The 22,315-nt window shown below is 63.7% G+C and carries 23 protein-coding genes; 14 read left to right on the forward strand and 9 right to left on the reverse strand.

What is annotated here, in order from left to right; genetic code table 11:
• Positions 1-5 precede the first annotated feature (5 nt).
• Positions 6-554, forward strand: coding sequence for a sigma-70 family RNA polymerase sigma factor (locus tag IHE39_RS11665; RefSeq protein WP_184772446.1), 549 nt, complete (start codon positions 6-8; stop codon positions 552-554).
• Here IHE39_RS11665 and IHE39_RS11670 read toward each other — a convergent pair.
• Positions 540-923 (reverse strand): response regulator, encoded by a 384-nt coding sequence (locus IHE39_RS11670; protein WP_184772444.1) that lies wholly within the window; start codon positions 921-923, stop codon positions 540-542. The two genes, IHE39_RS11665 and IHE39_RS11670, sit on opposite strands and share 15 nt — an antisense overlap.
• A 157-nt stretch (positions 924-1,080) precedes the next feature.
• Here IHE39_RS11670 and IHE39_RS11675 point away from each other — a divergent pair, with 157 nt between their 5' ends.
• Positions 1,081-1,842 (forward strand): Crp/Fnr family transcriptional regulator, encoded by a 762-nt coding sequence (locus tag IHE39_RS11675; RefSeq protein ID WP_184772442.1) that lies wholly within the window; start codon positions 1,081-1,083, stop codon positions 1,840-1,842.
• Positions 1,843-1,882: 40 nt separating this feature from the next.
• Here the strand turns inward: IHE39_RS11675 and IHE39_RS11680 are convergent, their stop codons facing one another.
• Positions 1,883-2,995 (reverse strand): AI-2E family transporter, encoded by a 1,113-nt coding sequence (locus IHE39_RS11680; protein ID WP_184772440.1) that lies wholly within the window; start codon positions 2,993-2,995, stop codon positions 1,883-1,885.
• Positions 2,996-3,117: 122 nt separating this feature from the next.
• Between IHE39_RS11680 and IHE39_RS11685 the strand changes: the two genes are divergently transcribed.
• Together IHE39_RS11685 and IHE39_RS11690 are read left to right on the forward strand one after the other, a co-directional pair.
• Entirely contained in the window at positions 3,118-3,444 is a 327-nt protein-coding gene (locus IHE39_RS11685; RefSeq protein WP_184772438.1) for an ElaB/YgaM/YqjD family protein, read from the forward strand.
• Between the two features lie 69 nt (positions 3,445-3,513).
• Positions 3,514-3,966 (forward strand): hypothetical protein, encoded by a 453-nt coding sequence (locus IHE39_RS11690; protein ID WP_192566546.1) that lies wholly within the window; start codon positions 3,514-3,516, stop codon positions 3,964-3,966.
• Between the two features lie 11 nt (positions 3,967-3,977).
• Here the strand turns inward: IHE39_RS11690 and IHE39_RS31070 are convergent, their stop codons facing one another.
• Positions 3,978-5,417 (reverse strand): sensor histidine kinase, encoded by a 1,440-nt coding sequence (locus tag IHE39_RS31070; RefSeq protein WP_343070083.1) that lies wholly within the window; start codon positions 5,415-5,417, stop codon positions 3,978-3,980.
• Positions 5,418-5,543: 126 nt separating this feature from the next.
• Here IHE39_RS31070 and IHE39_RS11700 point away from each other — a divergent pair, with 126 nt between their 5' ends.
• Complete coding sequence (locus IHE39_RS11700; RefSeq protein ID WP_192566547.1) at positions 5,544-5,714, forward strand: hypothetical protein; 171 nt, start codon at positions 5,544-5,546, stop codon at positions 5,712-5,714.
• 210 nt (positions 5,715-5,924) lie between these two features.
• Positions 5,925-6,878 (forward strand): PRC-barrel domain-containing protein, encoded by a 954-nt coding sequence (locus tag IHE39_RS11705; protein ID WP_192566548.1) that lies wholly within the window; start codon positions 5,925-5,927, stop codon positions 6,876-6,878.
• A gap of 165 nt (positions 6,879-7,043) precedes the next feature.
• On the opposite strand, the gene IHE39_RS11710 is transcribed toward IHE39_RS11705, so the two are convergent.
• Complete coding sequence (locus tag IHE39_RS11710; protein WP_192566549.1) at positions 7,044-8,600, reverse strand: alkaline phosphatase family protein; 1,557 nt, start codon at positions 8,598-8,600, stop codon at positions 7,044-7,046.
• A 229-nt stretch (positions 8,601-8,829) separates the two neighbouring features.
• On the opposite strand from IHE39_RS11710, the gene IHE39_RS11715 reads away from it, so the two are divergent.
• The 5 genes from IHE39_RS11715 (at position 8,830) to IHE39_RS11735 (ending at position 12,381) form a co-directional block, all read left to right on the forward strand.
• Positions 8,830-9,762: a VOC family protein gene (locus tag IHE39_RS11715; RefSeq protein ID WP_192566550.1), complete on the forward strand. Its 933-nt coding sequence runs from the start codon at positions 8,830-8,832 to the stop codon at positions 9,760-9,762.
• A gap of 10 nt (positions 9,763-9,772) precedes the next feature.
• Positions 9,773-10,393 (forward strand): alpha/beta hydrolase, encoded by a 621-nt coding sequence (locus IHE39_RS11720; RefSeq protein ID WP_184772425.1) that lies wholly within the window; start codon positions 9,773-9,775, stop codon positions 10,391-10,393.
• 2 nt (positions 10,394-10,395) lie between these two features.
• Positions 10,396-10,695: a GNAT family N-acetyltransferase gene (locus IHE39_RS11725; protein ID WP_192566551.1), complete on the forward strand. Its 300-nt coding sequence runs from the start codon at positions 10,396-10,398 to the stop codon at positions 10,693-10,695.
• Between the two features lie 325 nt (positions 10,696-11,020).
• On the forward strand, positions 11,021-11,425 hold the full coding sequence (locus IHE39_RS11730; RefSeq protein ID WP_184772421.1) for a hypothetical protein: 405 nt from the start codon (positions 11,021-11,023) through the stop codon (positions 11,423-11,425).
• Between the two features lie 182 nt (positions 11,426-11,607).
• Complete coding sequence (locus tag IHE39_RS11735; protein WP_192566552.1) at positions 11,608-12,381, forward strand: glucose 1-dehydrogenase; 774 nt, start codon at positions 11,608-11,610, stop codon at positions 12,379-12,381.
• 32 nt (positions 12,382-12,413) lie between these two features.
• Here the strand turns inward: IHE39_RS11735 and IHE39_RS11740 are convergent, their stop codons facing one another.
• Complete coding sequence (locus tag IHE39_RS11740) at positions 12,414-14,498, reverse strand: PAS domain S-box protein (RefSeq protein ID WP_192566553.1); 2,085 nt, start codon at positions 14,496-14,498, stop codon at positions 12,414-12,416.
• A 209-nt stretch (positions 14,499-14,707) separates the two neighbouring features.
• The gene (locus IHE39_RS11745; RefSeq protein WP_184772415.1) at positions 14,708-15,487 is read right to left on the reverse strand and encodes a response regulator; all 780 of its coding nucleotides are present in this window, start codon (positions 15,485-15,487) and stop codon (positions 14,708-14,710) included.
• A 199-nt stretch (positions 15,488-15,686) separates the two neighbouring features.
• Between IHE39_RS11745 and IHE39_RS11750 the strand changes: the two genes are divergently transcribed.
• The gene (locus IHE39_RS11750) at positions 15,687-16,412 is read left to right on the forward strand and encodes a winged helix-turn-helix domain-containing protein (protein ID WP_192566554.1); all 726 of its coding nucleotides are present in this window, start codon (positions 15,687-15,689) and stop codon (positions 16,410-16,412) included.
• A 22-nt stretch (positions 16,413-16,434) separates the two neighbouring features.
• On the opposite strand, the gene IHE39_RS11755 is transcribed toward IHE39_RS11750, so the two are convergent.
• A complete protein-coding gene (locus IHE39_RS11755; RefSeq protein ID WP_165915910.1) occupies positions 16,435-16,599 on the reverse strand; it encodes a hypothetical protein in 165 nt (54 codons plus the stop codon).
• A 778-nt stretch (positions 16,600-17,377) separates the two neighbouring features.
• Between IHE39_RS11755 and IHE39_RS11760 the strand changes: the two genes are divergently transcribed.
• Complete coding sequence (locus IHE39_RS11760) at positions 17,378-17,839, forward strand: L,D-transpeptidase (RefSeq protein ID WP_184772409.1); 462 nt, start codon at positions 17,378-17,380, stop codon at positions 17,837-17,839.
• A gap of 37 nt (positions 17,840-17,876) precedes the next feature.
• Here IHE39_RS11760 and fcl read toward each other — a convergent pair whose 3' ends face one another.
• Positions 17,877-18,821 carry a GDP-L-fucose synthase gene (fcl, locus tag IHE39_RS11765; protein ID WP_184772407.1) on the reverse strand — a complete coding sequence of 315 codons (945 nt, stop codon included), beginning with the start codon at positions 18,819-18,821 and terminating at the stop codon, positions 17,877-17,879.
• Positions 18,814-19,905, reverse strand: a complete 1,092-nt coding sequence (gene gmd, locus IHE39_RS11770; protein WP_192566555.1) for a GDP-mannose 4,6-dehydratase — start codon at positions 19,903-19,905, stop codon at positions 18,814-18,816. The genes fcl and gmd overlap by 8 nt, the downstream gene beginning before the upstream one ends.
• Positions 19,906-20,491: 586 nt before the next feature.
• Here gmd and IHE39_RS11775 point away from each other — a divergent pair.
• Positions 20,492-22,315 carry an ABC transporter permease gene (locus IHE39_RS11775; protein WP_192566612.1) on the forward strand — a complete coding sequence of 608 codons (1,824 nt, stop codon included), beginning with the start codon at positions 20,492-20,494 and terminating at the stop codon, positions 22,313-22,315.

The raw sequence follows: 22,315 nt of genomic DNA on the forward strand, positions 1-22,315 counted from the left end.
CGGGCATGGCAGCTTCCCTCGGTTTCAAGGGCGACTTGCTCGCCACCATCCCTGGCCTGCGCGCTTTCGCCATGTCGCTGTCGCAGAACGCCGACAGGGCCGACGATCTGGTCCAGGAAACGCTTGTCAAAGCGTGGGACAAGCAGTCGAGCTTTCAGCCTGGCACCAACCTCAAGGCCTGGCTGTTCACCATCCTGCGCAACGAGTTTTATTCGCAGATGCGCAAGCGCGGACGCGAAGTGCAGGACAGCGAGGGCCTTTTGACAGCCCGACTGGCCGTGCATCCGAGCCAGCATGGGCGACTCGATCTCGACGACTTCCGCAAGGCGCTTGAGCAGTTGCCGGAGGACCAGCGCGAGGCGATCATCCTGATCGGCGCGTCGGGCTTTTCTTATGAAGAGGCTGCGGAAATCTGCGGCTGTGCGGTCGGCACCATCAAGAGCCGCGTCAGCCGCGCCCGCAACAAGCTGCAGGAGATACTCGACATCTCGGGCGAGGCCGACTACGGCCCCGACGCGATCGCGGCCCAGGTGATGGGGTCAACTGTCGGCTGAACGTGCCGCCTTGCGGATGCTTTCGGCGACGGCCTCGATGAGGTCGGCGCCGGCATAGGGCTTGGAGACCAGGGCAACGCCGGGGAAGTCGGCGAAGACCTCGTCAAGCTTGTCATAGCCCGAAGCGAAAACGAAAGGGACGCCAGCTACCTTGAGCGAGCGTGCGAAGTCGAAGGTCGGCTCGCCGCCGAGCATCACGTCGATGATGGCGGCATCATAGGGCTTGGCGAGTTCGCGCGCTTCGCGAAGATTGCCGGCGATGGCAACCTCTCCGGCACCGTGGTCCCGGCAAAGCTGCTCGACATCGAGCGCAATCAGCGCCTCGTCTTCGAGCACAAGTATACGCAGTCCTGATAGCGGGCTCGACACGTCGCGGGGCACTCCATGAAATCGGGCCGAACATGACGGCAGTCGCGCCCGCTGTCATTTAAAAAAGACATGGGCTGGACGCGTCAACAAGAGATGGCTGGACGCGGCCGGAACCTTTGTCAAGTCGGGGCGTTGGCGAGCACAATCAGGAGGTTGCATGGCTGTACGGGGTGGCTCAACCGAGGTGGGGCGGAAAGTTTCGTGTGAAAGTTGCCCTTTGCGGCAGATGCCGACATTCAGGGCGTTCGACAAGGAGGAGCTGGCCTTTGTCAGCAACTTCAAGCGCGGCGAACTCGCCGCCGACAAGGGCGCGACGCTGCTTTCGGAAGGCAGCAACAGTGCCCATCTGTTCACCATCCTGGCGGGGTGGGGCTTTCGCTACAAGCTGTTGGAGGACGGCCGTCGCCAGATTCTGAACTATGTGCTGCCCGGCGACATGATCGGGCTGCAAGGCGGCCTGATGGGCGAGATGCAGCACTCGGTGGAAGCGCTTTCGCCGATGCTGTTGTGCATGTTCGAGCGCGACCGGCTGATGGAGCTTTATCGCGGCTATCCGGGCCTTGCCTATGACATCACCTGGATCGCTTCGCGCGAGGAACGCATGCTCGACGAAAACCTGCTGAGTGTCGGCCGGCGCTCGGCGCTGGAGCGTGCAGCCTATCTCCTGGCCTTCATTGCCAGTCGGGCGCGCAAGGTCGGCATGGGCGGCAAAGGCGATGTCGATATCCCGATCACCCAGCAGCATGTTGCCGATACGCTCGGGCTTTCGGTGGTTCACACCAACAAGACGATCCGCAAGCTGATCGACCGCAAACTGGTTCAGTGGCGCGATGGCGGCTGCAAGGTGCTCGACATCGAAGGATTGATGGCGCTGGCGAACTGGAGCGGCCTCGACGAAACTCTACGCCCCCTGCTGTGAAACGCGTGGGGCATGACCTCGCCGGTTTTGCCGCCATGCCTTAGCGCTCATATTGCCGGTCGAGCTCGTCGACGCCCCAGTTCACACCGGGCAGCACGTTGCGGATGATGGCATAGCCGACGAGCAAGGCGGGGATGGCGATGAAGCCGCCAACGGCACCCCACAGCCAGATCCAGAATGCCAAAGCGAGGAGCACGACGAACGGGTTGAGCGTCATCGCCCTGCCGATGACCAGTGGGGTGACGAACTGGCCCTCGATGGTGTTGACGCCGAGATAGAGCGCCACCGGCAGCAGGCTCGCGCCCAGGGAGTCGAATTCGGTCAGTCCGACGGCAAACAGGATCGCCACCATCACCAGCGGGCCGACGAAGGGGACGAAGTTGGTGATGATCGCCAGCGCGCCCCATAGCGGGGCGGAGGGCACGCCAAGCAGATAGAGACCGATGCCGACGGTGACCCCTTCGGCGAAGTTGATGACGGTGATCGACAGCAGATATTGCGAAACGAGCCGTTCGACGTCGCGGAAGATATGGGCGACGCGCCAGCGCAGGCGGCGGTTGAAGCAGACCCTGAGTATGGCGATCCTGGTCTGGTCGCGCGTGGCGACAAAGAAATAGAGGCTGGCGAAGAACAGCAGAACCTGGGCGATGACGGCCGGGGCCAGCGTTGCCATGGTCTCGACGCCCATGCCCTCGTCGACCGAGACCGCAACACCCTCGCCGCCGGTGACCTGGCGCAGCTGGTCGCGCATGCTCTTGAAGGTTTCGAGCGGGCCCTTGAGGTCAGCCAGCAGTGTGGCGAGCTGGGCCCATATCTGTGGCAGGCGCTGAAGCCAGAAGGCGAGCGGGGAGCTTACCAGCAGCGCAAAGATGCCGACGGAGAGGATGAACAGCACGACGACGATCGCCGCCGACAGTGCCGGCGGCACCTTGAAGTGCTCGAGCCGAGAGGCAAGCGGACCGAGCATCAGGCCGACGACGACGCCGAGGCCTATGGGGGTGAGGATGAATTCGCCGGCATGAAGGGCAAAGACGGTGACGATGATGCCGATGAAGATGATCGATAGCTGTGCGCCGCGCGTGAGCAGAATCTCGAAGTTGGATTTTGGCGGCAGGCGCACCGTCGGTGCCTTCTTGATGGTGCGGTTCGACATCGACAATTTTTCCAGCTGGATCAGACTGGCAAAACGTCCGGCGACAGGCGATGGTTCCTGTGTCGACGGAACCGACAGGGATATCAAGCGTTTCGGCCCCATCGAATGCAAGGAGCAACGACATGGCGACAGCTACGGGCAAACCGACCAATGGGACCAAGACAACGCCGGACCTCGAAGCCGACATCAAACAATTGAAGGCTGACATCGAGGCGTTGGCCAAGCAACTGGCAGCCACCGGCGAACATGGCTACGGTGCTGCGCGGCGCGCAGCGGCACAAGGTGCCGAGCAACTGAAGGCACAGAGCGACGCGGCGGTCGAAGCCCTGCGTGCCAACGCCCGCGACATCGAAGAGCAGTTCATGACGACCGTGCGCGAAAAGCCGGTGACGTCGCTTGCCATCGCGGCTGGCGTTGGCTTTCTCATAGCGCTGCTGGCGCGGCGCTAGCGTATCGGCCGAAAGTCGGCATCGATTTTCGGCAGTACGATGCGTAATTTCAGGCAGGCCGGGGGACATATGCTGGCATCATTGATTGCGAGTTTCGCCACCGGCGAGACGACACTGGCCCTGAGGCGGACGCGCCGGGCCGCAGTCGCTTATCTGGCGGCTGCGATCGCCGGCCTCTGCGGTGCTGGCTTTCTCGTCGGCGCTGCCTTCATCTGGGCGGCCGAGAAATATGGTCACCTCGAAGCGGCAATTGGCTTCGGCCTGGGCTTTCTGGTGCTGGCGGGATTTATCCTGCTTCTGCACAAGCTGAAGGCCGGGTCGCGTGCCCGCAAGGATGAGCGGCGCCGGCGCGCCGATATCGCGGCACTTGGCACCACGGCGGCGATGGCCTTGCTGCCGACATTGCTGCGCAGCAAAGGCGGCATCGGCGCGCTGCTGGGGCCGGTGGTGGCGTTGGCCGCCTATGCGATCTATCGCGAGAATCGCAAACCCGACGAAAGCGACGACGTGGCCGGCGACTAGGCCGGCGACTTTCAGGCTTCGAGCGTTTCGCCGAGCGGCATCGAGATATGGGCGCGCACGCCCTCAGCCGGGAATTCGTGTGTTACCTCGCTTGAGATAACCTTGGCGAGGCTGCGGCGGATAAGGATCGAGCCGAAGCCGTGATGTGTCGGCGGCGTGACCTTCGGCCCGCCGCTTTCGATCCATTCGAGCTCGAGATGCTTGTCGCCTGTGGTGGTCCTCACCGTCCAGGACACGGAAACACTGCCGCCTGGCACCGACAGCGCGCCGTATTTGAGCGCATTGCTGGCCAGTTCATGAAGAATCAGCGCCAGCCCCAGCGTCTGGTCCGGAGTCAGCAGCGCGTCGGGGCCGGTGATAGAAATACGCTGGGCCTCTGCATCACCGAACGGCGATAGCTCCAGCCGCGCGAGGTCGCGGATGCCGATGCCGCGCCATTCATATTCCGACAAAAGTCCATGCGCGAGGCCGAGCGCGCGCAGGCGCTGGCTGAAGGCGTCGAGGAACTCGCGCGGCTCGCGGGCATGGCGCACCGTCTGGGTGGCAAGTGCCTGAACGGTGGCGAGCGTGTTCTTGACCCGGTGGTTGATCTCGCGCAACAAAAGGCGCTGGCGCTCTTCGGCACTGCGGCGCTCAGTGATGTCGTAATTGACGCCGAAGACCAGCGTCGGACGGCCATCGGCATCACGCTCGACGACGCGGCCGCGGGCGGCGAGCCAGCGCGGTGGATCGAAGCCGCGGATGCGGTATTCGCCGGAGTAATCGTCGCTGCCTTTGAGCGCTTCCTGGAAGATCTTCCGCGTCTTGCCGATATCGCGGCGATCGATGGCGACGACGATGTCGCGCGCCCGCATTGTCGCTGCCGGCGGCATGTTGAACAGTTCGGGTAGCAACGTGTCGCATTCGACGACGCCGGTGCGCGGGTCCCAGACCCAACTGGCCAGCGCCGCGGCTTCAAGGGCGATCGCGCGGCGGGTTTCGGCATGGACCAGCGCTGCTTCGGCGCGCGCACCGGCTTGCGAGCGGTCGCGCAGCACAACCAGGCTTCCGGCAAGTGCGGCGATGTCCTGCAACTGCTCGAGCTTGTCCAGATCGGGGCGTTCTCCGCCGTCGAGAACCAATAAGGCACCGACGGTGCGGCCGGACGCGACGATCGGCGCACCGGTACGCAGGAGAAATGTGGGGTCACGCGCTTCGGCGGGATCGCTCGCCAGGAACCGTTCCGCAAGGCCGAGCGCCTCCGCTGCCTGCGCGGCAGACGTTCCGACATGCGCCTGGACGATTTGCCGCCCGTGCGCGTCGGCCAGTGTGAGCAGGGCCGCGGGTGCCGCCATCAGCGTCGCAGCAAGACTTGCCAGCCGGTCGAAATCGGCGTCGTGCGGCCCACGCCTATGCGCGCCGTTGTCGCTGTCCTCGGCGATGTTGATTGCGTTGGTTGTGTCGTCCTGCACGCGGCCACCCCTCTTGGCTTGGGGAAACTAGACGGGCGCGGCACGCTTGAAAAGCCTTGGTCGAAACTTGGGAACCATGCCGTGATGCTGTCGTTAGCCCTCCTGGAACCACATGGGAGAGCAAAGATGACCAGGATCATTCCAGCCCGAAATGCGCGACAGGGAACGCGTGGTCGCCACGTCCTGGTGGTGCTTGTGGCGGCGCTGATGCTGGCGCTGGCGGCATGGGGTGCCGCGGAATTCTATGGCGAGATGATCGACCAGAACGCCAACCAGACAATCACGGCTCCGGGCTAAGTGCCCTAACGGAAAGGTATTTTTCGAACGCCTGCAGAAATGCGAGCGACGGTTCCGAGCCCGGCACTTGTCGAAATAAGCCTGGCAAAAATTCGGAACCATGACCGGGTCACAACGTTGTGAACCCGTAGGAGGCCGCGCCCGACCTCTCCCGCAAAAGACAAGTCGGGGCGCGGCATGCATGAACAACACGCACGAGGAGACTTTACCATGATCCGCAACCTTTTGGCCACGACCGCCATTACCGCCCTGCTTGCAACCGGCGCCTATGCCCAGGACACCACGGCACCCGCGCCGGCACCGGCAGCACCGATGGAAGCTGCTCCGGCAACGCCTGATGTGATCCCGCATGCCGATGGCTTCCTTGCCGCCAACATCATTGGCGAGAAGGTCTACAATGGCACCGGCGACGACGCCGAGAACATCGGCGACGTCAACGACATCGTGCTTTCGGCTGACGGCACCGCCGACCAGCTCATCATTGGCGTCGGCGGCTTCCTTGGGATCGGCGAAAAGAACGTTGCCATGCCGTTCAAGGACTTCGACTGGGCCGAGAAGAACGGCGATCGCTGGCTGGTGACGGCGGCGACCAAGGAGCAGCTGCAGGGGCTGCCTGATTTCGACCGCCGCGCCTATGATCCCGCACCGGCTGCTGTAGCGGCGACCGATCCGGCGGCACCCGCCACCGACCAGACGGCACAGGCGCCAGCGCCGGCAACACCTGAGGCCACGCCGCCCGTGACCGAGGAAACCGCCCAGGCACCGGCCGCGACACCTGATGCGGCAACGGCCGACGAGACCAAGACGGCAGCGATCGACAAGTCGACGCTGAAGGAACTGCCGGCTGCCGATCTGCGCGCCGAGGAGTTGATGGGCACCACTGTCTACGGTGCTGACGACTCCAATATCGGCGAGATCGGCGACATCCTGATGACCGCCGACGGCAAGATCGATGCTTATGTCATCGACGTTGGCGGCTTCCTCGGCGTGGGTGAAAAGAAGGTCGCCGTCGGTAGCGACAACCTTGCCTTCATGGCCGATGCCGATGGCAAGAAATATCTCTACACGACCTTTACCAAGGAACAGCTCGACGCCCAGCCGGCCTATGACGCCAGCAACTGGGCTGCCAAGCGCGACGAACAGCGCCTGATCATGACCCAGTAGATGCGGCGAGTTGCCTCGTATCGAGGAGGCAAGGCCCGCGCTTCGGCGCGGGCCTTTTTTGCGTGTCAGAGTGCTTGCGCTCCTCTTCGAGGCGCGCAAGCACTCTGTCTTCTTGTCCTGTGCAATTCCTAGGAAAAACCGCTGCACAGTTTTCCCGGAATTGCGCTAGGGCAGGCGCAGGAAATGGCCGGTCGGACCAGTTTCGGCCAGCTCCGACAATGCCAGCGACTGATCGAGATGTCGGGCGCGCCAGCAGAGCAGCCTTTCGGCAAATTCGAGCCGCACCGCCAGCCAGGCCGGATCATTGGCAAGGTTGCGCGTTTCGCCGGGATCGTTGACGAGGTCGTAAAGAAGCGGCGGCAGGCCACCGCCGAAATGGACATATTTGACCGTCTCTGTGCGGATGACCGACAGGTTGAGCTGCCGCGAGCCGGTGCCGAAATGGGCTTCGGTGGCGCCATCAGTGACGGAGCGGAAGTCGTATTCCCAATGCGCGGCATCGCGCCAGCCAGCTGGCTCCTCGCCGTCGAGGAACGGTTTCAGCGACTGGCCGTCGAGATGTGGCTGCGCTGTCGCCCCGATAAGGTCGAGCAAGGTCGGCATGATGTCGACAGCGGCGGTGAAGCGGTCGACGGTGCTGCCCGCCGCATGCTGGTGGCCGGGCGCCTTGACGATCAGCGGGATGTGGTAGGAGCCGTCGAACCAGCCGCCTTTGCCGAGCATGAAATGGTCGCCCATCATCTCGGCGTGGTCGGAGGTCAAGATGACGATGGTGTCGTCCCAGTCGCCCTTGTCGCGAATGCCTTGCCAGATGCGGCCGAGCTGGGAATCGACTTCCGAGATCATGCCGTAATAAAGCGCGCGGATCTTGCGGAACTCGTCTTCGTTCCAGTCGCCGACCTTGCCGGGCGCGCCAGGGATGAAGCTCGACTTATTCTGGTGATGTTCGAGATGGTAGGCGAGGAAGGGGTGGCTTGCCTTTTCCGCATCGAGGGTGGCTGCGCGGGCGTAAGCCGGGCCCTCAGCCTGATTGTACATGGTGTTGAACGGCTCGGGCACGATGAAAGGCGGGTGCGGGCTGAGGAAGGAGACATGGGCGAACCATGGCTCGCCCGCGTCCTGTTCGCCGAGCCAGCGCAGGAATTCGCCGGTGAGGAAGGCGGCCGGCGTTTCGTCCTTCGAATAGACAGGAACAGCGTTGCTGACCTCCGCTGCGCCGGCCTCCGCCGGGCGGTGGACATCGGGGAAGCCGGGGCTGGAATCGATGCCGCGCGCGGCCAGCCAGGACAGCCAGCCCTTCTGGTGCTCGGGCAGAAGCTGCCTTGTGGTGAAGCCGGGCAGCACACCTTCATAGCTGCGCAGGAACGGATCGCCTGGCGCGCGGTTGCGCGGGTCGGGCGAGACGTCGGTGTAGCCGAACAATGTCGGGTCGTAGCCGACACGGCGGGCGGCACGGGCGATGTTGTCGTGGCGGTCGTCGAGCGGCGTGCCATTGCGGCAGACGCGGTTGTTCATCTGGTAGAGCCCGGTGTAGAGGCAGGCCCGCGCCGGCGAGCAGGGTGCCGCGCCAGCATAGTGGCGCTGGAACAGCACAGCTTCGCGGGCGAGCGCGTCGCTGTTGGGGGTCTTCACCACCGGATGGCCTGTGGCCGACAGGGCGTCGCCGCGCCACTGGTCGCAGGTGATGAGAAGAATGTTCCGCCGTCTGCCGGTGCCTGCCAAGCTCGCCCCCAAATCTGAAATCGCGGGCCAAGGAAGCCGGATTCATCGGCGCGTGCAAGCGCCATTATGTCGGCGCAGCCCATGCCAGAATCAGTGAACGCTGGCGTGCTTATTGTTCACGTATCGGCGACAGTGCATTCTGTTCCGGCCCACTTTGCCGCTTCTGCCAATGCGACCATATTCATCGCAACAGCGCGGCAGGGGCCGCGGCGAGAAAGGGAGCAAGACGATGCTCAACCAGATCAAGGGTTTGCACCACGTCACCTCGATGGCCAGCGATGCGGCCGAGAACAACCGGTTCTTCACCCACAAGCTCGGCCTGCGCCGGGTCAAGAAGACGGTCAATTTCGACGCGCCTGACGTCTACCACCTCTATTATGCCGACGAGCTCGGCACGCCGGGTTCGGTCATGACCTACTTTCCATTTCCCAATATCGGCCAAGGCCGTCCTGGAGTCGGCGAGGTCGGCGCCACGGTGTTTTCGGTACCCGAGGGTACCTTGCCGTTTTGGGAAAGGCGCTTTGCCGAACAGGGCGTGAGCGGGCTTGCCCGAGCCGAGCAGTTCGGCGAAAAGCGCCTGAACTTCGCCGGGCCCGACGGCGATGGTTTTGCGCTGGTCGAGGCCAAGGGCGACGGCCGTGCGCCCTGGGTCAAGGGTGGCGTTGCCAATGACGAGGCGATCCGCGGCTTTCATTCGGCGTCACTGAGGCTGCGCGACAGCGGTGGCACCGAAGAGCTTTTGAAGTTCATGGGCTATGAGACCGTCGATACCTCCGGCAACATCAAGCGGCTGGCGGTGATGGACGGCAACGGTGCCGACTTCATCGACATCGAGACGCTGCCGGGTGCGTCCTTTGCCGGCATGGGCGCGGGATCGGTGCATCACATCGCCTTTGCGGTGGAGAACCGGGCCAAGCAGCTCGAGGTGCGCAAGGCGCTGATGGAAACGGGCTACCAGGTGACGCCTGTCATCGACCGCGACTATTTCTGGGCGATCTACTTCCGCACGCCGGGCGGGGTGCTGTTCGAAATCGCGACCAACGAGCCCGGCTTCGACCGCGACGAGGACACCGCCCATCTCGGCGAGGCGCTGAAGCTGCCGTCGCAGCATGCGCATCTACGCGATTATCTCGAAAACAAGCTGCAGCCGCTGGGCGACTGAGGAGGGATTGATGAGCACCGATAGCTACATCCACAAACTGCTTGCTGGGCAAGCTGATGGTCCGCTGGTCTTCGCCTTCCACGGCACCGGCGGTGACGAAAACCAGTTGCTGGGCTTTGCCCGCGAGCTGGTGCCGGGGGCGACAATCGTGTCGCCGCGTGGCGACGTTTCCGAAATGGGCGCCGCACGCTTCTTCCGCCGCACCGGCGAGGGCGTCTACGACATGGACGATCTTGCAAGGGCGACCGACAAGATGGCCGGTTTCGTCAAGGCGCATGTCGAAGCGGCAAGGCCGTCACGGGTTCTGGCGCTCGGCTATTCCAATGGCGCCAACATCCTGGCCTCGGTGCTGTTTGCCGCGCCTGAATTGTTCGACGCGGTGGCGCTGATGCATCCGCTGATCCCGTTTGCGCCAGAGGTGAAGGGCAGCCTCGCCGGCCGGCAGGTGCTTGTCACCGCCGGGCGCCGCGACCCGATCTGCCCGCCCGAACTGACGAGCCGGCTCGACGCCTATTTGCGGCAAGCCGGTGCCGATGTCAGTCTCGAGTGGCATGACGGCGGCCATGAAGTCAGACCTGATGAAATCGATGCGGTGAAGCGCCTGTTCGCCACCGTGACAAAGGAGCTGTAGCAATGAGCGAAGAACTGGCGGCGATCGAGCATGAGGACCGCGGCAGCAAGGGGCGCTATGTCATCCGAGGTGCCGGCGGCGCTGAGGCCGAGATGACCTACAGCAATGTCAGCGAGCAGCTGTTCATCATCGACCACACCGAAGTTCCCGATGCCTTCCGGGGCCAGGGTGCCGGCCTGAGGCTGGTGACACGCGCGGTCGAAGACGCACGTGTGGCGGGCAAGAAGATCATCCCGCTGTGCCCGTTTGCGGCGGCGCAATTCCGCCGCCATCCCGAATGGGCCGACGTGCTGAACGGCTAGGTTCAAACATCGACGCCGGGCATCGCCCGGCCCAATCCGAAAGGCCGGTGCAGGCGACTGCACCGGCCTTTCGTTATTTTCGTGTCTGCCTGAATTTCAGGCAGGCTGTTACAAGGGCGATTTCAGCGCTTTCTCGGAATGGTACAGCTTATCAGTCGAAATGACTGATATGGCGACTGATTATGACTGATTGGACAGAAATGCTGACTGTTTGTGACGTTTAGCGGTTGTTTCATTAGGTGTAGCTGATCAGCATCTGGGTGTTACAAAGCGCGGTTACATTCACATCAACAGGGGAATGAAATTTAACGAAAAGAGCTGCCCAATGTCCGGTTCCACCCAGATTTCCGAGTTCGACCACAAGTTCCAGCCGCGTTCGCACATCTATCGCCGTCCGCGCCTTGCCATCCGCCAGCGTGCCAATGAGCACCCGATGGCGATGTTTTCGGTTTTCGTGGTCGCCTCGCTGTCATCGATGGTGCTGGCCCCGACCAGCGGCCCGGCCTTTGCCTCGATGGGCGCGATGCCGCGGGTGATCGAGGGTGCGCACACCACTGCCAAGACCGACAGGTTGCCGCTGTCCGAGACCGAGATCGCCTGCCGCGGGCAGGCCTGGGGTGCGGAAAGCGAGATCTGCGTCGAGACCATCGCCAAGGAATCCGGCGAAGCGCGCAAGGTCAGGCTGATCGCCAGCGCCGAACCGGTCCGCACCACGCCCAACATTTTCTAGCGCTCAGAGCGCTGCCACCAATCCCCGCGCCTGCACACAGATCCTCCAGCGCGTACCTCCCCCGCGGCCTCGGCTGCGGGGGCTTTTTTTTGTCGTGATGAACGGCGCTGTTAGTCCCTCAGGACGATGCGGTGGCGATCGTCGTTACGCGACCATCGACGCCTCACGCAAGGGGATCAGCGATGGGCCGCGTCGAAGGAAAAGTTGCGATCGTCACCGGCGCCGCGTCGGGCATGGGGGAGGCGAGCGCCAGGCTGCTGGCGCGCCAGGGCGCTGCGGTCGTCGTCAGCGACCTGCAGGCCGACAAGGGCCGCCAGGTCGCCGAAGCCATCCGGATCGCCGGCGGGCGCAGCCTCTATGCCGAACATGACGTGACCTCGGAAGCCGGCTGGCAAGGGGTGATGGCAAAGACCCGCGAGGCGTTCGGCGGGCTCCATATCCTTATCAACAACGCCGGCGTCGGCACGCCGTTCGGCAGTGTCGAAGATCTCAGCCTCGACGACTGGCGCCAGGTGATGGCGGTCAATCTGGAGGGCGTGTTTCTCGGTACCAAATTCGGTATCGAGGCGATGCGGGCGACCGGCAAGGGCGGCTCGATCGTCAATTTCTCATCGACGATGGGCATCGTCGGCAGCCCCTCGACCGCGGCCTATGTCGCAAGCAAGGGCGGGGTCAAGCTGTTTACCAAGTCGGCTGCGCTGCATTGCGCCAGGGAGCGCTACGGCATCCGCGTCAACTCGATCTGCCCGGGCTGGATCCGCACGCCGATGTCGTCTGATGCACTCGACAAGCTGGCCGAAGGCGGCGTGGGCAACAAGGCCGTCGAGCTGACCCCGCTCGGCCGGGTCGGCGAACCCGATGACGTCGCCTACGGCGTGCTTTATCTCGCCTCGGACGAGTCGGGCTTCGTCACCGGGACCGAACTGGTCATCGACGGTGGCTATACCGCCCAGTGACTGTCGATTGACGCTGGCGATCCATGACGGGGTCATGCGCCATCGGCGACCTGCTCGCTGACGGCGCTGAGCGCGCTGCGAACATCGAAAGTGCTGAACGGCTTTTCCAATATATGCGGCTTGAGGTTGGGCGGCAGCTGCTCGAGCTCGGCCTTGGCGCCGATCAGATCGCCGGTGACGAGCACGAAGCGTGGTGCCATGTCGGGCTGTGACGCGACGATCTCGCGGAAGATGGTGATGCCGCTGCGGTCGGGCATGCGCAGGTCGGAAAAGATGATGTCGGGCTGGCCGGCAAGCGCTTCAGCGACCGAATCCCAGGTCGAAACGATGCGCGACTTGACGCCCATCAGTTCGAGGATGTCGGCCAGCGAGGCGGCGACGTCAGGCTCGTCGTCGATGATGACGGCATGGCGCAGCCCGCTCGACTTCGGCGTGGCTTCCAGCACCGCACTGTGGCCGGCGCCCATCGGCGGCAATTCGACGATGAAGCGCGCACCCGTCGGCTCCACCGGCTCGAACCAGACCTTGCCATTGTGGCGGTCGACGATGGCCTTGGAGATCGACAGGCCGATGCCGGTGCCGACGCCGACGGGCTTGGTGGTGAAATAGGATTCGAAGATGCGGTCGCGGATCGCCTGCGGGATGCCGGGACCGGAATCTTCGACCGAAAAGCCGGCGCTGCCGTCGGCATTGCGGAAGGTCCTGACGCGAATGCTGCGCTCGCCGGGTGCGGCAGCCAGCGCATGCTGGCTGTTGACCAGGAAGTTGGCCGCCACCTGGGTCATGTGATCGGCGTCGGCCATCACGCTCAGCGTGCCCGAGGCGAAATCGGTGTCGATGCTGATGCCGCTGGAACGGGCGCCATAGGCAGTGACTTCAAGTGCCGCGCGAATGACCTGGTTGAGGTCGGTCTCGGCCCGCGAGGTCGGGTGCAGCCGGACCATGCCGAGGAAGCTCTTGACGATGCGGCCGCAACGTTCGGCCGCGGCGCGCACCTTTTCGGCGCGTATCTTGGTCTGGGGGTCGGGCGCGAATTCGTGCAGCAGCGTCGATTGCGCCACCACCACGGCAAGCGGGTTGTTGAGCTCATGCGAGACGCCGGCGAGCAGCGAGCCCATCGCCGCCATCTTTTCGTTCTGGTGCAGCTTTTCGCGCTGGCGGTTGATCTCTTCTTCGGCGCGGTGCTTTTCCCTGAGGTCGCGGATCGAGCCGAGAACGAGCCGCCGGTCGGCGAGCCGCATCTCGTTGGCGGTGAGCTCGATCGGGATGATCTCGCCGGTGGCGTTCTGGGTCACCGTCTCGAGCCGGTGGCCGACCATCGGCGAACCGCGTCCGGCCAGATACTCCGCGCCGTTGTTGTAGCCCTTGCGGTAGTAGCTGGGGATCACCGTGTCGAGCAGGTCCTTGCCCAGGATCTCGTCGCGGCTCCAGCCGAACATCTTTTCGGCCGCCGGGTTGAACTCGATGATCGAGCCGGTCTCGTCGACCACCATGATGGCGTCGAGCGAGGCCTGCAGCATGGTGCGGCGGATGATCTCGCTGACATGATACTCAGACAGCGAGCGCTCGATGGCGTCGCCAAGCGCTGCGGCGATGATTTCGAGCGCGGCGATCTCGTCGTCGTTCCAGTGACGCTCGACCAGGCAGTCATTGACCGCCAGCGTGCCCCACAGATGGCCATGCGCCGACACCGACACCGACAGGAACGACTTGATGTGCTGCTTTTCGAAATCATTGCGCAGGAAGCCGGTCAGATCGCGCGTCAGTCCGGTGAAGATCTTGCCCTGGCGGCCCTCTTCGGCAAGGCGCTCGAGCAGCGGGTCGGAATCGACAAGTGCCTGGTTGATGGTCGTGGGTGGTGCGGCGATGGCATCGACCTTGGGATCGACCCAGTAGGCCGAGATCGACTGCGCGAAGCCCTGGCCGGGCATGTCGCGCAGTCGAAACAGGATGCTGCGATGGCCGCCGAAGCCGCGCGCAAAGCTTTCCAGGATATGGTCGATCTCGATCTGCCAATCCTGGGCCTGACGCAGCCGGCGCACGATCTGAGCGGCCACGATGGTGGGGCTCGGCGTGCCAGACGGGTTGTCGGTGCGTGAGACGGTCAACAATGTCATCGCGGTTCCTGGCGGGGGCCGGAGGCTTTAGAGCATTTCCGCTTTTCTTCGAATCGCGGAATCTCTCTATCTTCTTGTTTTTGCGCAATTCCGGACGGGAATTGCTTTAGGGCGCCGTGCGTCCAATCGGACGCACAAAAGACGCTCTAGTTTCTGATTCTGCGCAGCGGGCTTTTTCGAAAATCGGCGCCGATTTTTGGCCCGACGCGCTAGTAGCCTTCGCTGCCGGGCAAGGAGAAGATATAGCCTTCTCCGCGCACGGTGCGCAGAAATTTCGGGTTCGCCGGATCGTCCTCGATCTTCTTCCTGAGCCGCATGATGCGAATGTCGACGGCGCGCGAGGATTCGGGGTCTTCGGCAAAGCCGATGGCCTCCGAAATGGTGGTGCGGCTGAGCAGCCGGTTGGGCCGCGTCAGGAAGACCTCGAGCATGTCGAATTCGCTCTTGGCAAGGTCGATGATGGCGCCGCTGCCGCCGGTGACCAGGCGACCGTCGAGGTCGGCCTGGAACGGTCCGAAGGCGATGGTGCGGCGCGGCGGCTGGGCGGCAAGCAGCGACTGCCGGTAGCTTTCGGGCTGCGGCACACGGCGGATGACCGAGCGCACGCGCGCCAGAAGTTCGCGCAGTTCATAAGGCTTGACCATGTAGTCGTCGGCACCGATCTCGAGGCCGACGATGCGGTCAAGTGCTGTGCCGGCGGCGGTGGCGTAGATGATGCCGATCGGCATTTTCGCCCGCAGCCAGCGGCCGAGCGAAAGCCCATCTTCGCCGGGCATGGCGATGTCGAGGATGGCAAGCTGGAATTGTTCTGTCTCGATGAGTGCGCGCAGTGCTGCGGCACTTTCGACGCCGGTGACGTCGAAGCCGTTCGCGCCGAGATACTCGGCAACGGCATCCCTCAGGTCGGGCTCATCTTCGACGATGACAATCCGAGCGCGCAGTTTAGTCTCGCCTCCGCTACCGGCGGAAAGTAGATTGGGTATAAACATGATGTCCAGCGATCATTTCAGGTGGGCAGTTGCCAATGGCGTCCTGCCTCGTTAGGGGCGATTTGAAGCTTGGGGCGAGACGACTGGGGACCCATCCCCGGCCAAGCGCATCCCTGGGCATCTTCTTGCCACGGCAGGCGCCGCGCAGTCCGCGCCTGAAGGCAATGGTCGCACTGAGGCTGACGATGCGGGGTGGAACGTGGCTGGAAGATCGGTCGTAGCACTTGTCGCCATCGCGGAGGTCATAGCCTCCGACCTGACCGATCATCTCGAACGGCGCGGCCACGACGTGCGCTGCGCCAAGCGGCTTTGGGAAGCCGAGCCGCTGCTGGCGGGCAAAGGCATCGATGTCGTTGTCGTGGGCGACGGGGTGACGCCCGCCGAGGGCCGCGACCTGCTGCGCCGTTTCGGCGGCGAGGGTGGTCCCGACTTCGTGCTGATCTGCCGGCCGGGCGAACTCGTCGACAAGGTGCTGGCGCTCGAACTTGGCGCCGCCGACGTCGTGGAGAGCCCTCTCGTGGTGAGGGAGCTCGCCGCGCGCATCGGCGGCCTCCTCACGCGCCGGGGACGCGGCACGCAGGAATTGGTGGTGCTGGAGAATTCGACTGTCGACCTGCGCTCGGCACTTGTCATGCACAGCACCGGCGAGGAGGAGCAGCTGTCGCCCGGCCAGATCGCCTTGCTGAAGCTGTTTCTGTCGCAGCCCAGGCGCGTCTTGACGCGCGACGACATCATGGCGGCCGCACCGGCCGAAAGTGCCGATGCCTTCGACCGCTCGATCGACTCGCGCATCGTGCGCCTGCGCCGCAAGCTCGACACCGACAGCATCACGACGATCCGTGGTTCGGGCTATCGTTTCGATCCCCCGACAAGGACAGCCGGCCAGGAGGCCGGCACAACCACTCCAACCGAGAACCCGAACTGATGGCGCTGCGCTGACCAAAATGTCAGCTTGCCGGGGTAACGACCGCCGGCGCGGCCATCTCGACAATCGCCGTCTCTTCGGCATGGGCCCTGTCCTTGAGGAGCACGCTCGCCAAGCCCGCGAAGCCAAGCAGCCCCTGGGCATAGAGCAGTGCCGAAAGCACCGATGCTGCGAATTGTCTCTTCATTGCTGTGGCCCCGTTTCCATTTCAGGGGGTTGAAAAACCGGCTACCGAGATACCCGCGCCGCCTGACCTGCCGTGGACGGCGCGGGTATCCTGTCCTCGCCGCGCGTGACGCGTGAGGTTCTGCTCACCCAGGCCAGGCACCCACGCCCATGGACCCGGCCGATGTGCAGAGTTGCGACGAACAATGCTGCTGCAAAGAAGATGGCGGCGGAGGCCGCAGGTGCCATGTCCTGCACCGGCGGCAATTCAGCTGCCATGGCGTTAACAGGATTGGCCAGAAAGCCGATTCCTGACAGAATCGCCGTAGCGACGCCCACCCGCAGGAACCATCTCGCTGCCAACCGTTTCGCGCTCATCCAACCTTCGCAACGTTCGTTTCGTCGGAGCTGAATGTGCCGGGCGGCTGTATCGGGAAGATGCCGCCGGATGACCTTTAGTGCTTCCGAATGTTTCAAGCAGGTTGTGGGCATGTGTGGGCAGGTTGCGGGCTGGCCGGGCGCATGCGCAGCCGTTTCAGCGGCAAAACCGGCCCGTACGTCAAGGTTTTCATAGGGTCGTGGCTGGCCGGGGGGCTTTGTTTCAGGGCAGTCCGCATCGGAGCTGAGCCGTCGCAAGCGTGACGGGCGCGGGCGCTAGCGAAATCAAATTCAGTAAAGTGGAAACGAATATGAAACAGAAAGAATAGATAAACGAAATTCGCCGGAAACACGAAGCTGGCAAAAGACGTCCATTGCGAAATGCATCTTACTGCCGGTGCGACCGGCTCAAGGGGGACGTCATGAATTCCGAACTGAAGAAGCGACTGGTCAACATTGCCGCCATCGCCATATCAGGCGCCGCATTATTGCTGGCGGCAGGCCAGGGCAGCGCCTTTGCGGCGAGCAAGATCGTGGCGCGGGTGTCGATCAGCCAGCAGCGCATGCATGTCATCATCGACGGCCGCTCGGCCTTTGTGTGGAAGGTGTCGACGGCGGGCCGCGGCTATGTCACGCCGAGGGGCTCCTACAAGCCGACGCGCATGCATGAGATGTGGTACTCGAAGAAATACGACAACGCGCCGATGCCGCATTCGATCTTCTTCAATGGCGGCTATGCGGTCCATGCGACCAACCACATCAGCCGCCTCGGCCGGCCGGCCTCGCATGGCTGCGTGCGCCTGCACCCCGACAATGCGGCCGACTTGTACCAGCTGGTCCAGGCCTACGGCCCGTCCAACACCAGCATCCAGATCGTCAAATAGGCGCGCGCCAGCCAGGGGCCGGGGCTGGCCGTCCTGGCTACAGCTTGTTGTCGATGAACCAGTCGTAGGTCGCGCGGATGCCGCTTTCGAGTTCGATGCGCGGCTGCCAGCCAAGGCGGGCGAGCTTGTCGCCGCTCATCAGCTTGCGCGGCGTGCCGTCGGGCTTTGAGGTGTCGAGGGCGATGCGGCCGGCAAAGCCTATGACACGCGCCACCGTCTCGGCCAGTTCGAGGATGGTCACGTCGGTTCCCGACCCGACATTGACGTGCTGGTCGCCTGAATAGGACTTGAGCAGGAAAACCAGCGCGTCGGCGGCGTCGTCGACATGCAGGAACTCGCGCCGCGGCGTGCCGCTGCCCCAGATCGTCAGCTCAGTGGCACCCGAAAGCCTGGCTTCATGCGCCTTGCGGATCAGTGCCGGCAGGACATGGCTCGACGTCAGGTCGAAATTGTCGCCGGGGCCGTAGAGGTTTGTCGGCATCGCCGAGATGAAGTCGACGCCATGCTGCTTGCGATAGGCTTCAGCGAGCTTGAGCCCGGCGATCTTGGCGATGGCATACCATTCGTTGGTCGGCTCGAGCGCGCCCGTCAGCAGCGCGTCTTCCGTGATCGGCTGGGCCGCGAATTTCGGGTAGATGCAGCTCGAGCCGAGAAACAGCAGCTTTTCGACGCCGACCTTGTGGGACGCATGGATGATGTTGGTCTCGATCGCCAGGTTCTCGTAGAGAAACGCGGCGGGATAGGTGGCGTTGGCAAGGATGCCGCCGACCTTGGCCGCAGCCAGCAATACGGCCTGGGGGCGGGTGTCGGCGAGCCAGGCCTCGACCTCGGCCTGCCGGGTCAGGTCGACGCTGTCGCGGCCGGCGGTGACGACCTCGCAGTCTTCCTGCGCCAGTCGGCGCACAAGGGCGGCGCCGACCATGCCGCGATGGCCGGCGACCCAGACGCGCTTGCCGGCAAGCGGGTAGAGCAGATCAGCCATTGGTGCGCTCACCGTTCTTTGCCAAGGCGCGGCGATCCTCGCGCACCATTTCGGCCACCAACTGGTCGAAGCTGGTGTTGTGATGCCAGCCGAGCGCTGTCCGCGCCTTGGAGGCGTCGCCGAGCAGATAGTCGACTTCGGTGGGGCGAAAATAGCGCGGGTCGATCTGAACGAGAACGCGGCCGGTGGCGCTGTCGACACCGGTTTCACCAACGCCTTGGCCGCGCCATGCGATGGTGATGCCGATCTCGGCGAAGGCTTTTTCGACAAAGGTGCGGATCTTGTGGGCCTCGCCGGTGGCGAGCACATAATCGTCGGGCTTGTCCTGCTGCAGCATCATCCACATGCCGAGCGCGTAGTCGCGGGCATGGCCCCAGTCGCGGCGGGCGTCGAGATTGCCGAGATAGAGGCGATCCTGGGTGCCGGCCTCGATCGCCGCCACGGCACGGCTGATCTTGCGGGTGACGAAGGTTTCGCCGCGCAGCGGGCTTTCATGGTTGAACAGGATGCCGTTGGAGGCGTGGATGCCATAGGCCTCGCGGTAGTTGGCGACGATCCAGTAGGCATAGAGTTTTGCGGCCGCATAAGGCGAGCGCGGGGCGAAGCCCGAGGTCTCGTGCTGCGGCGCAGGAATGTTGCCGTAAAGCTCCGACGTCGAAGCCTGGTAGAAACGCGTCTTGCCGACGAGGCCGAGCAGGCGGATCGCCTCGAGCAGCCGGAGCGGGCCGAGCGCATCGGAATTGGCGGTGTATTCGGGCGTTTCGAAGCTGACCTGGACATGCGACTGGGCGCCGAGATTGTAGATCTCGTCGGGCTGGGTTTCCTGCACGATTCGGATCAGGTTGGTGGCGTCGGTGAGGTCGCCGTGATGCAGGATCAGCCGGGGGTCGGCGACATGCGGATCCTCGTAGAGATGTTCGATGCGGCCGGTGTTGAAGGACGACGAGCGGCGCTTGATGCCGTGGACGACATAACCCTTCGCGATCAGGATTTCGGCGAGATAAGCGCCGTCCTGTCCGGTTACGCCGGTGATCAGCGCCACCTTGCCGTTCTTTGCCGGCGCTGATTTCTGCTCGTTCGACATTGCCGATTCCTTGCGGTTCTTTACGTGCGGCGCACCCTAGAGATGTTGCGTGCACTGCGAAAGAGGCGCCGTCCTCATCGGGCGCCGACGCTGCTTTTCCGTTGATTTCAACAGGTTTCGGCAAGGCGGCTTTTTGTGCATTGCACGGCAGTGCATGTTTTTGCCAATGTGGAACGTCTGGATTGCAGCGTCGTCAAGCCTGGCCGCAGAAAACATAGCTAGTTCAAGCAAATTCATAACATTTGCACGCCTGTGCAATTTTTTGCGGATTCCGCATTGACACGAACGTACCGCCAATGGAATGAATATGCCAACAGGCACGGGAATGTGCCGCACCGCTTGGAGGGGCGGTGGCGTCGGAAGCGGGGCGGGTGAGGTGTGCCGGGCGGCTGGGGTCGCAAGCGCGCAGGTTCCGCTTCAAGGCGCCCAACGGAGGAGAATTCATGCCCGTGCCATTGCATGCCAGCCATGCCGTGCCTTCGCGCCGCATCGTTCCCGGTTCCGCACGTTGCGGCCATGATGGAATGTGCCCGCAAGGCGTTGCCTCGTGACCGGTTCGTCCCAGACATCGGTCAAGGCGGTGGCGATGCGGCCGCTCAAGGCATCCCTTGCCGCGCCGACCCGCGGGCAGCGTCTGCGCTACCGGCTGAAGGTGGCGCTGCGCGAGCCGACGACGACGATCGGCATCCTGGCGGCGGCACTGTTTGCCTATCTCATCGTCGTGCCGATCATCTCGATGCTGTCGGATGCGATGCGGGTGCAATTCGGCGACGAGCGCCGCATCAAGCAGGATGTCGGCGAACTGACCTGGTACTATATCGACCGCGTCTTTTTCTCGCGCATCTCGCATGACCTGTTCTGGGAGCCGCTGGTCAACACGCTCAGCGTGGCGGCAGGCGCGATCACGCTGTCGATGCTGGTTGGCGGCACACTCGCCTGGCTGCTCAGCCGCACCGACATGTTCGGGCGGCGCTGGTTCGCCACCGCGCTCATCGTGCCCTACATGCTGCCGGCCTGGACCTTCGCGCTGGCCTGGACGACCTTGTTCAAGAACCGTACTGTCGGCGGCCAGCCGGGCTGGATGGAATCGCTTGGCTTTTCGCCGCCCGACTGGCTGTCTTATGGCCAGCTGCCGGTGACCATCATCCTGGCGCTGCATTATTCGCCCTTCGTCATCTTGTTGTTCGGCAACGCGCTGCGCCGCTTCGACTCGCAGCTCGAGGACTCGGCCCGCATCCTCGGCGCCAGCAGGCTGACGGTGGCAAGCAAGATCATCATGCCGCTGATGCGCCCGTCGCTGATGTCGGCGATGGTGCTGATCTTCGCCAAGTGCCTCGGCGAGTTCGGTGTGCCTTACGTGCTCGGCCTGCCGGTCAATTTCGACGTGCTGGCGACGTCGCTGTACCAGAATATCTCGTCGCGCCAGGTCGGCGTGGGCGCGGTGCTGGCCGGTGCGATCATGCTGATCGGCATCATCACCATCACCATCGATGCCCGGCTGATGCGCGAAGCGCGCCGTTTCGTGACCATCGGCTCGAAGGGCTCGATGAACCGGCTGAGCCCGCTCGGTATCCTCAGGATGCCGGCAACCGGCTTTGCCGCGCTGATGTTCGTGCTCAGTGTCGGCCTGCCGATCGGCACGCTGTTTTTGTCGACGATCATGCGCATGCCGGGCCAGTTCAACCTGGACAATTTCACGCTCGACTACTGGATCGGCACCAATCTCAACACGGTGGCGCTGCAGACCGGCATCCTGCTCAGCCCCGATCTGTGGAACGCCGCCTGGAACAGCCTGCGCATCGTCGGCGTCGCTTCGATCACCTCCGGCATTCTCGGGCTGCTGGTCGGTTATGTCGTGGCCCGCACCCCGGTGAGGCCGCTCGGCACCTTCCTGCGCCAGGTGACGTTCCTGCCATATCTCGTGCCGGGCATCGCCTTTGCCGCAGCCTACCTGTCACTGTTTGCGGTGCCGCGCGGGCCGATCCCCGCGCTTTACGGAACGACACTGATCCTGATGCTGGCGCTGATCGCCGACCAGATGCCTTATGCCTCGCGCGCCGGCATCGCCGCGATGACGCAGCTCGGCAAGGAACCGGAAGAGGCAGCACAGATCGCCGGCGCCGGCTGGTTCCGTCGCATGATCTCGATCGTCATCCCGATCCAGAAAGGGTCGCTGACGACAGGCATCCTGCTGCCCTTCATCTCGGGCATCAAGGGGCTGAGCCTGTTCGTGGTGCTGGCGGTGCCGTCGACCGACGTGCTGACCACCTATTCGCTGCGGCTGGTCGACTACCACTACACGCAGGCCGCCAACGCCGTCGTGCTGATCATCGCCGGTCTCGCCTATTTCGGCGCGCTGCTCGGCCAGAAACTGACCAAGACCAATCTCGCGCAAGGACTGGGGAACTGA

Source organism: Aminobacter carboxidus (genome assembly GCF_014863355.1).
Classification (GTDB): Bacteria; Pseudomonadota; Alphaproteobacteria; order Rhizobiales; family Rhizobiaceae; genus Aminobacter; species Aminobacter carboxidus.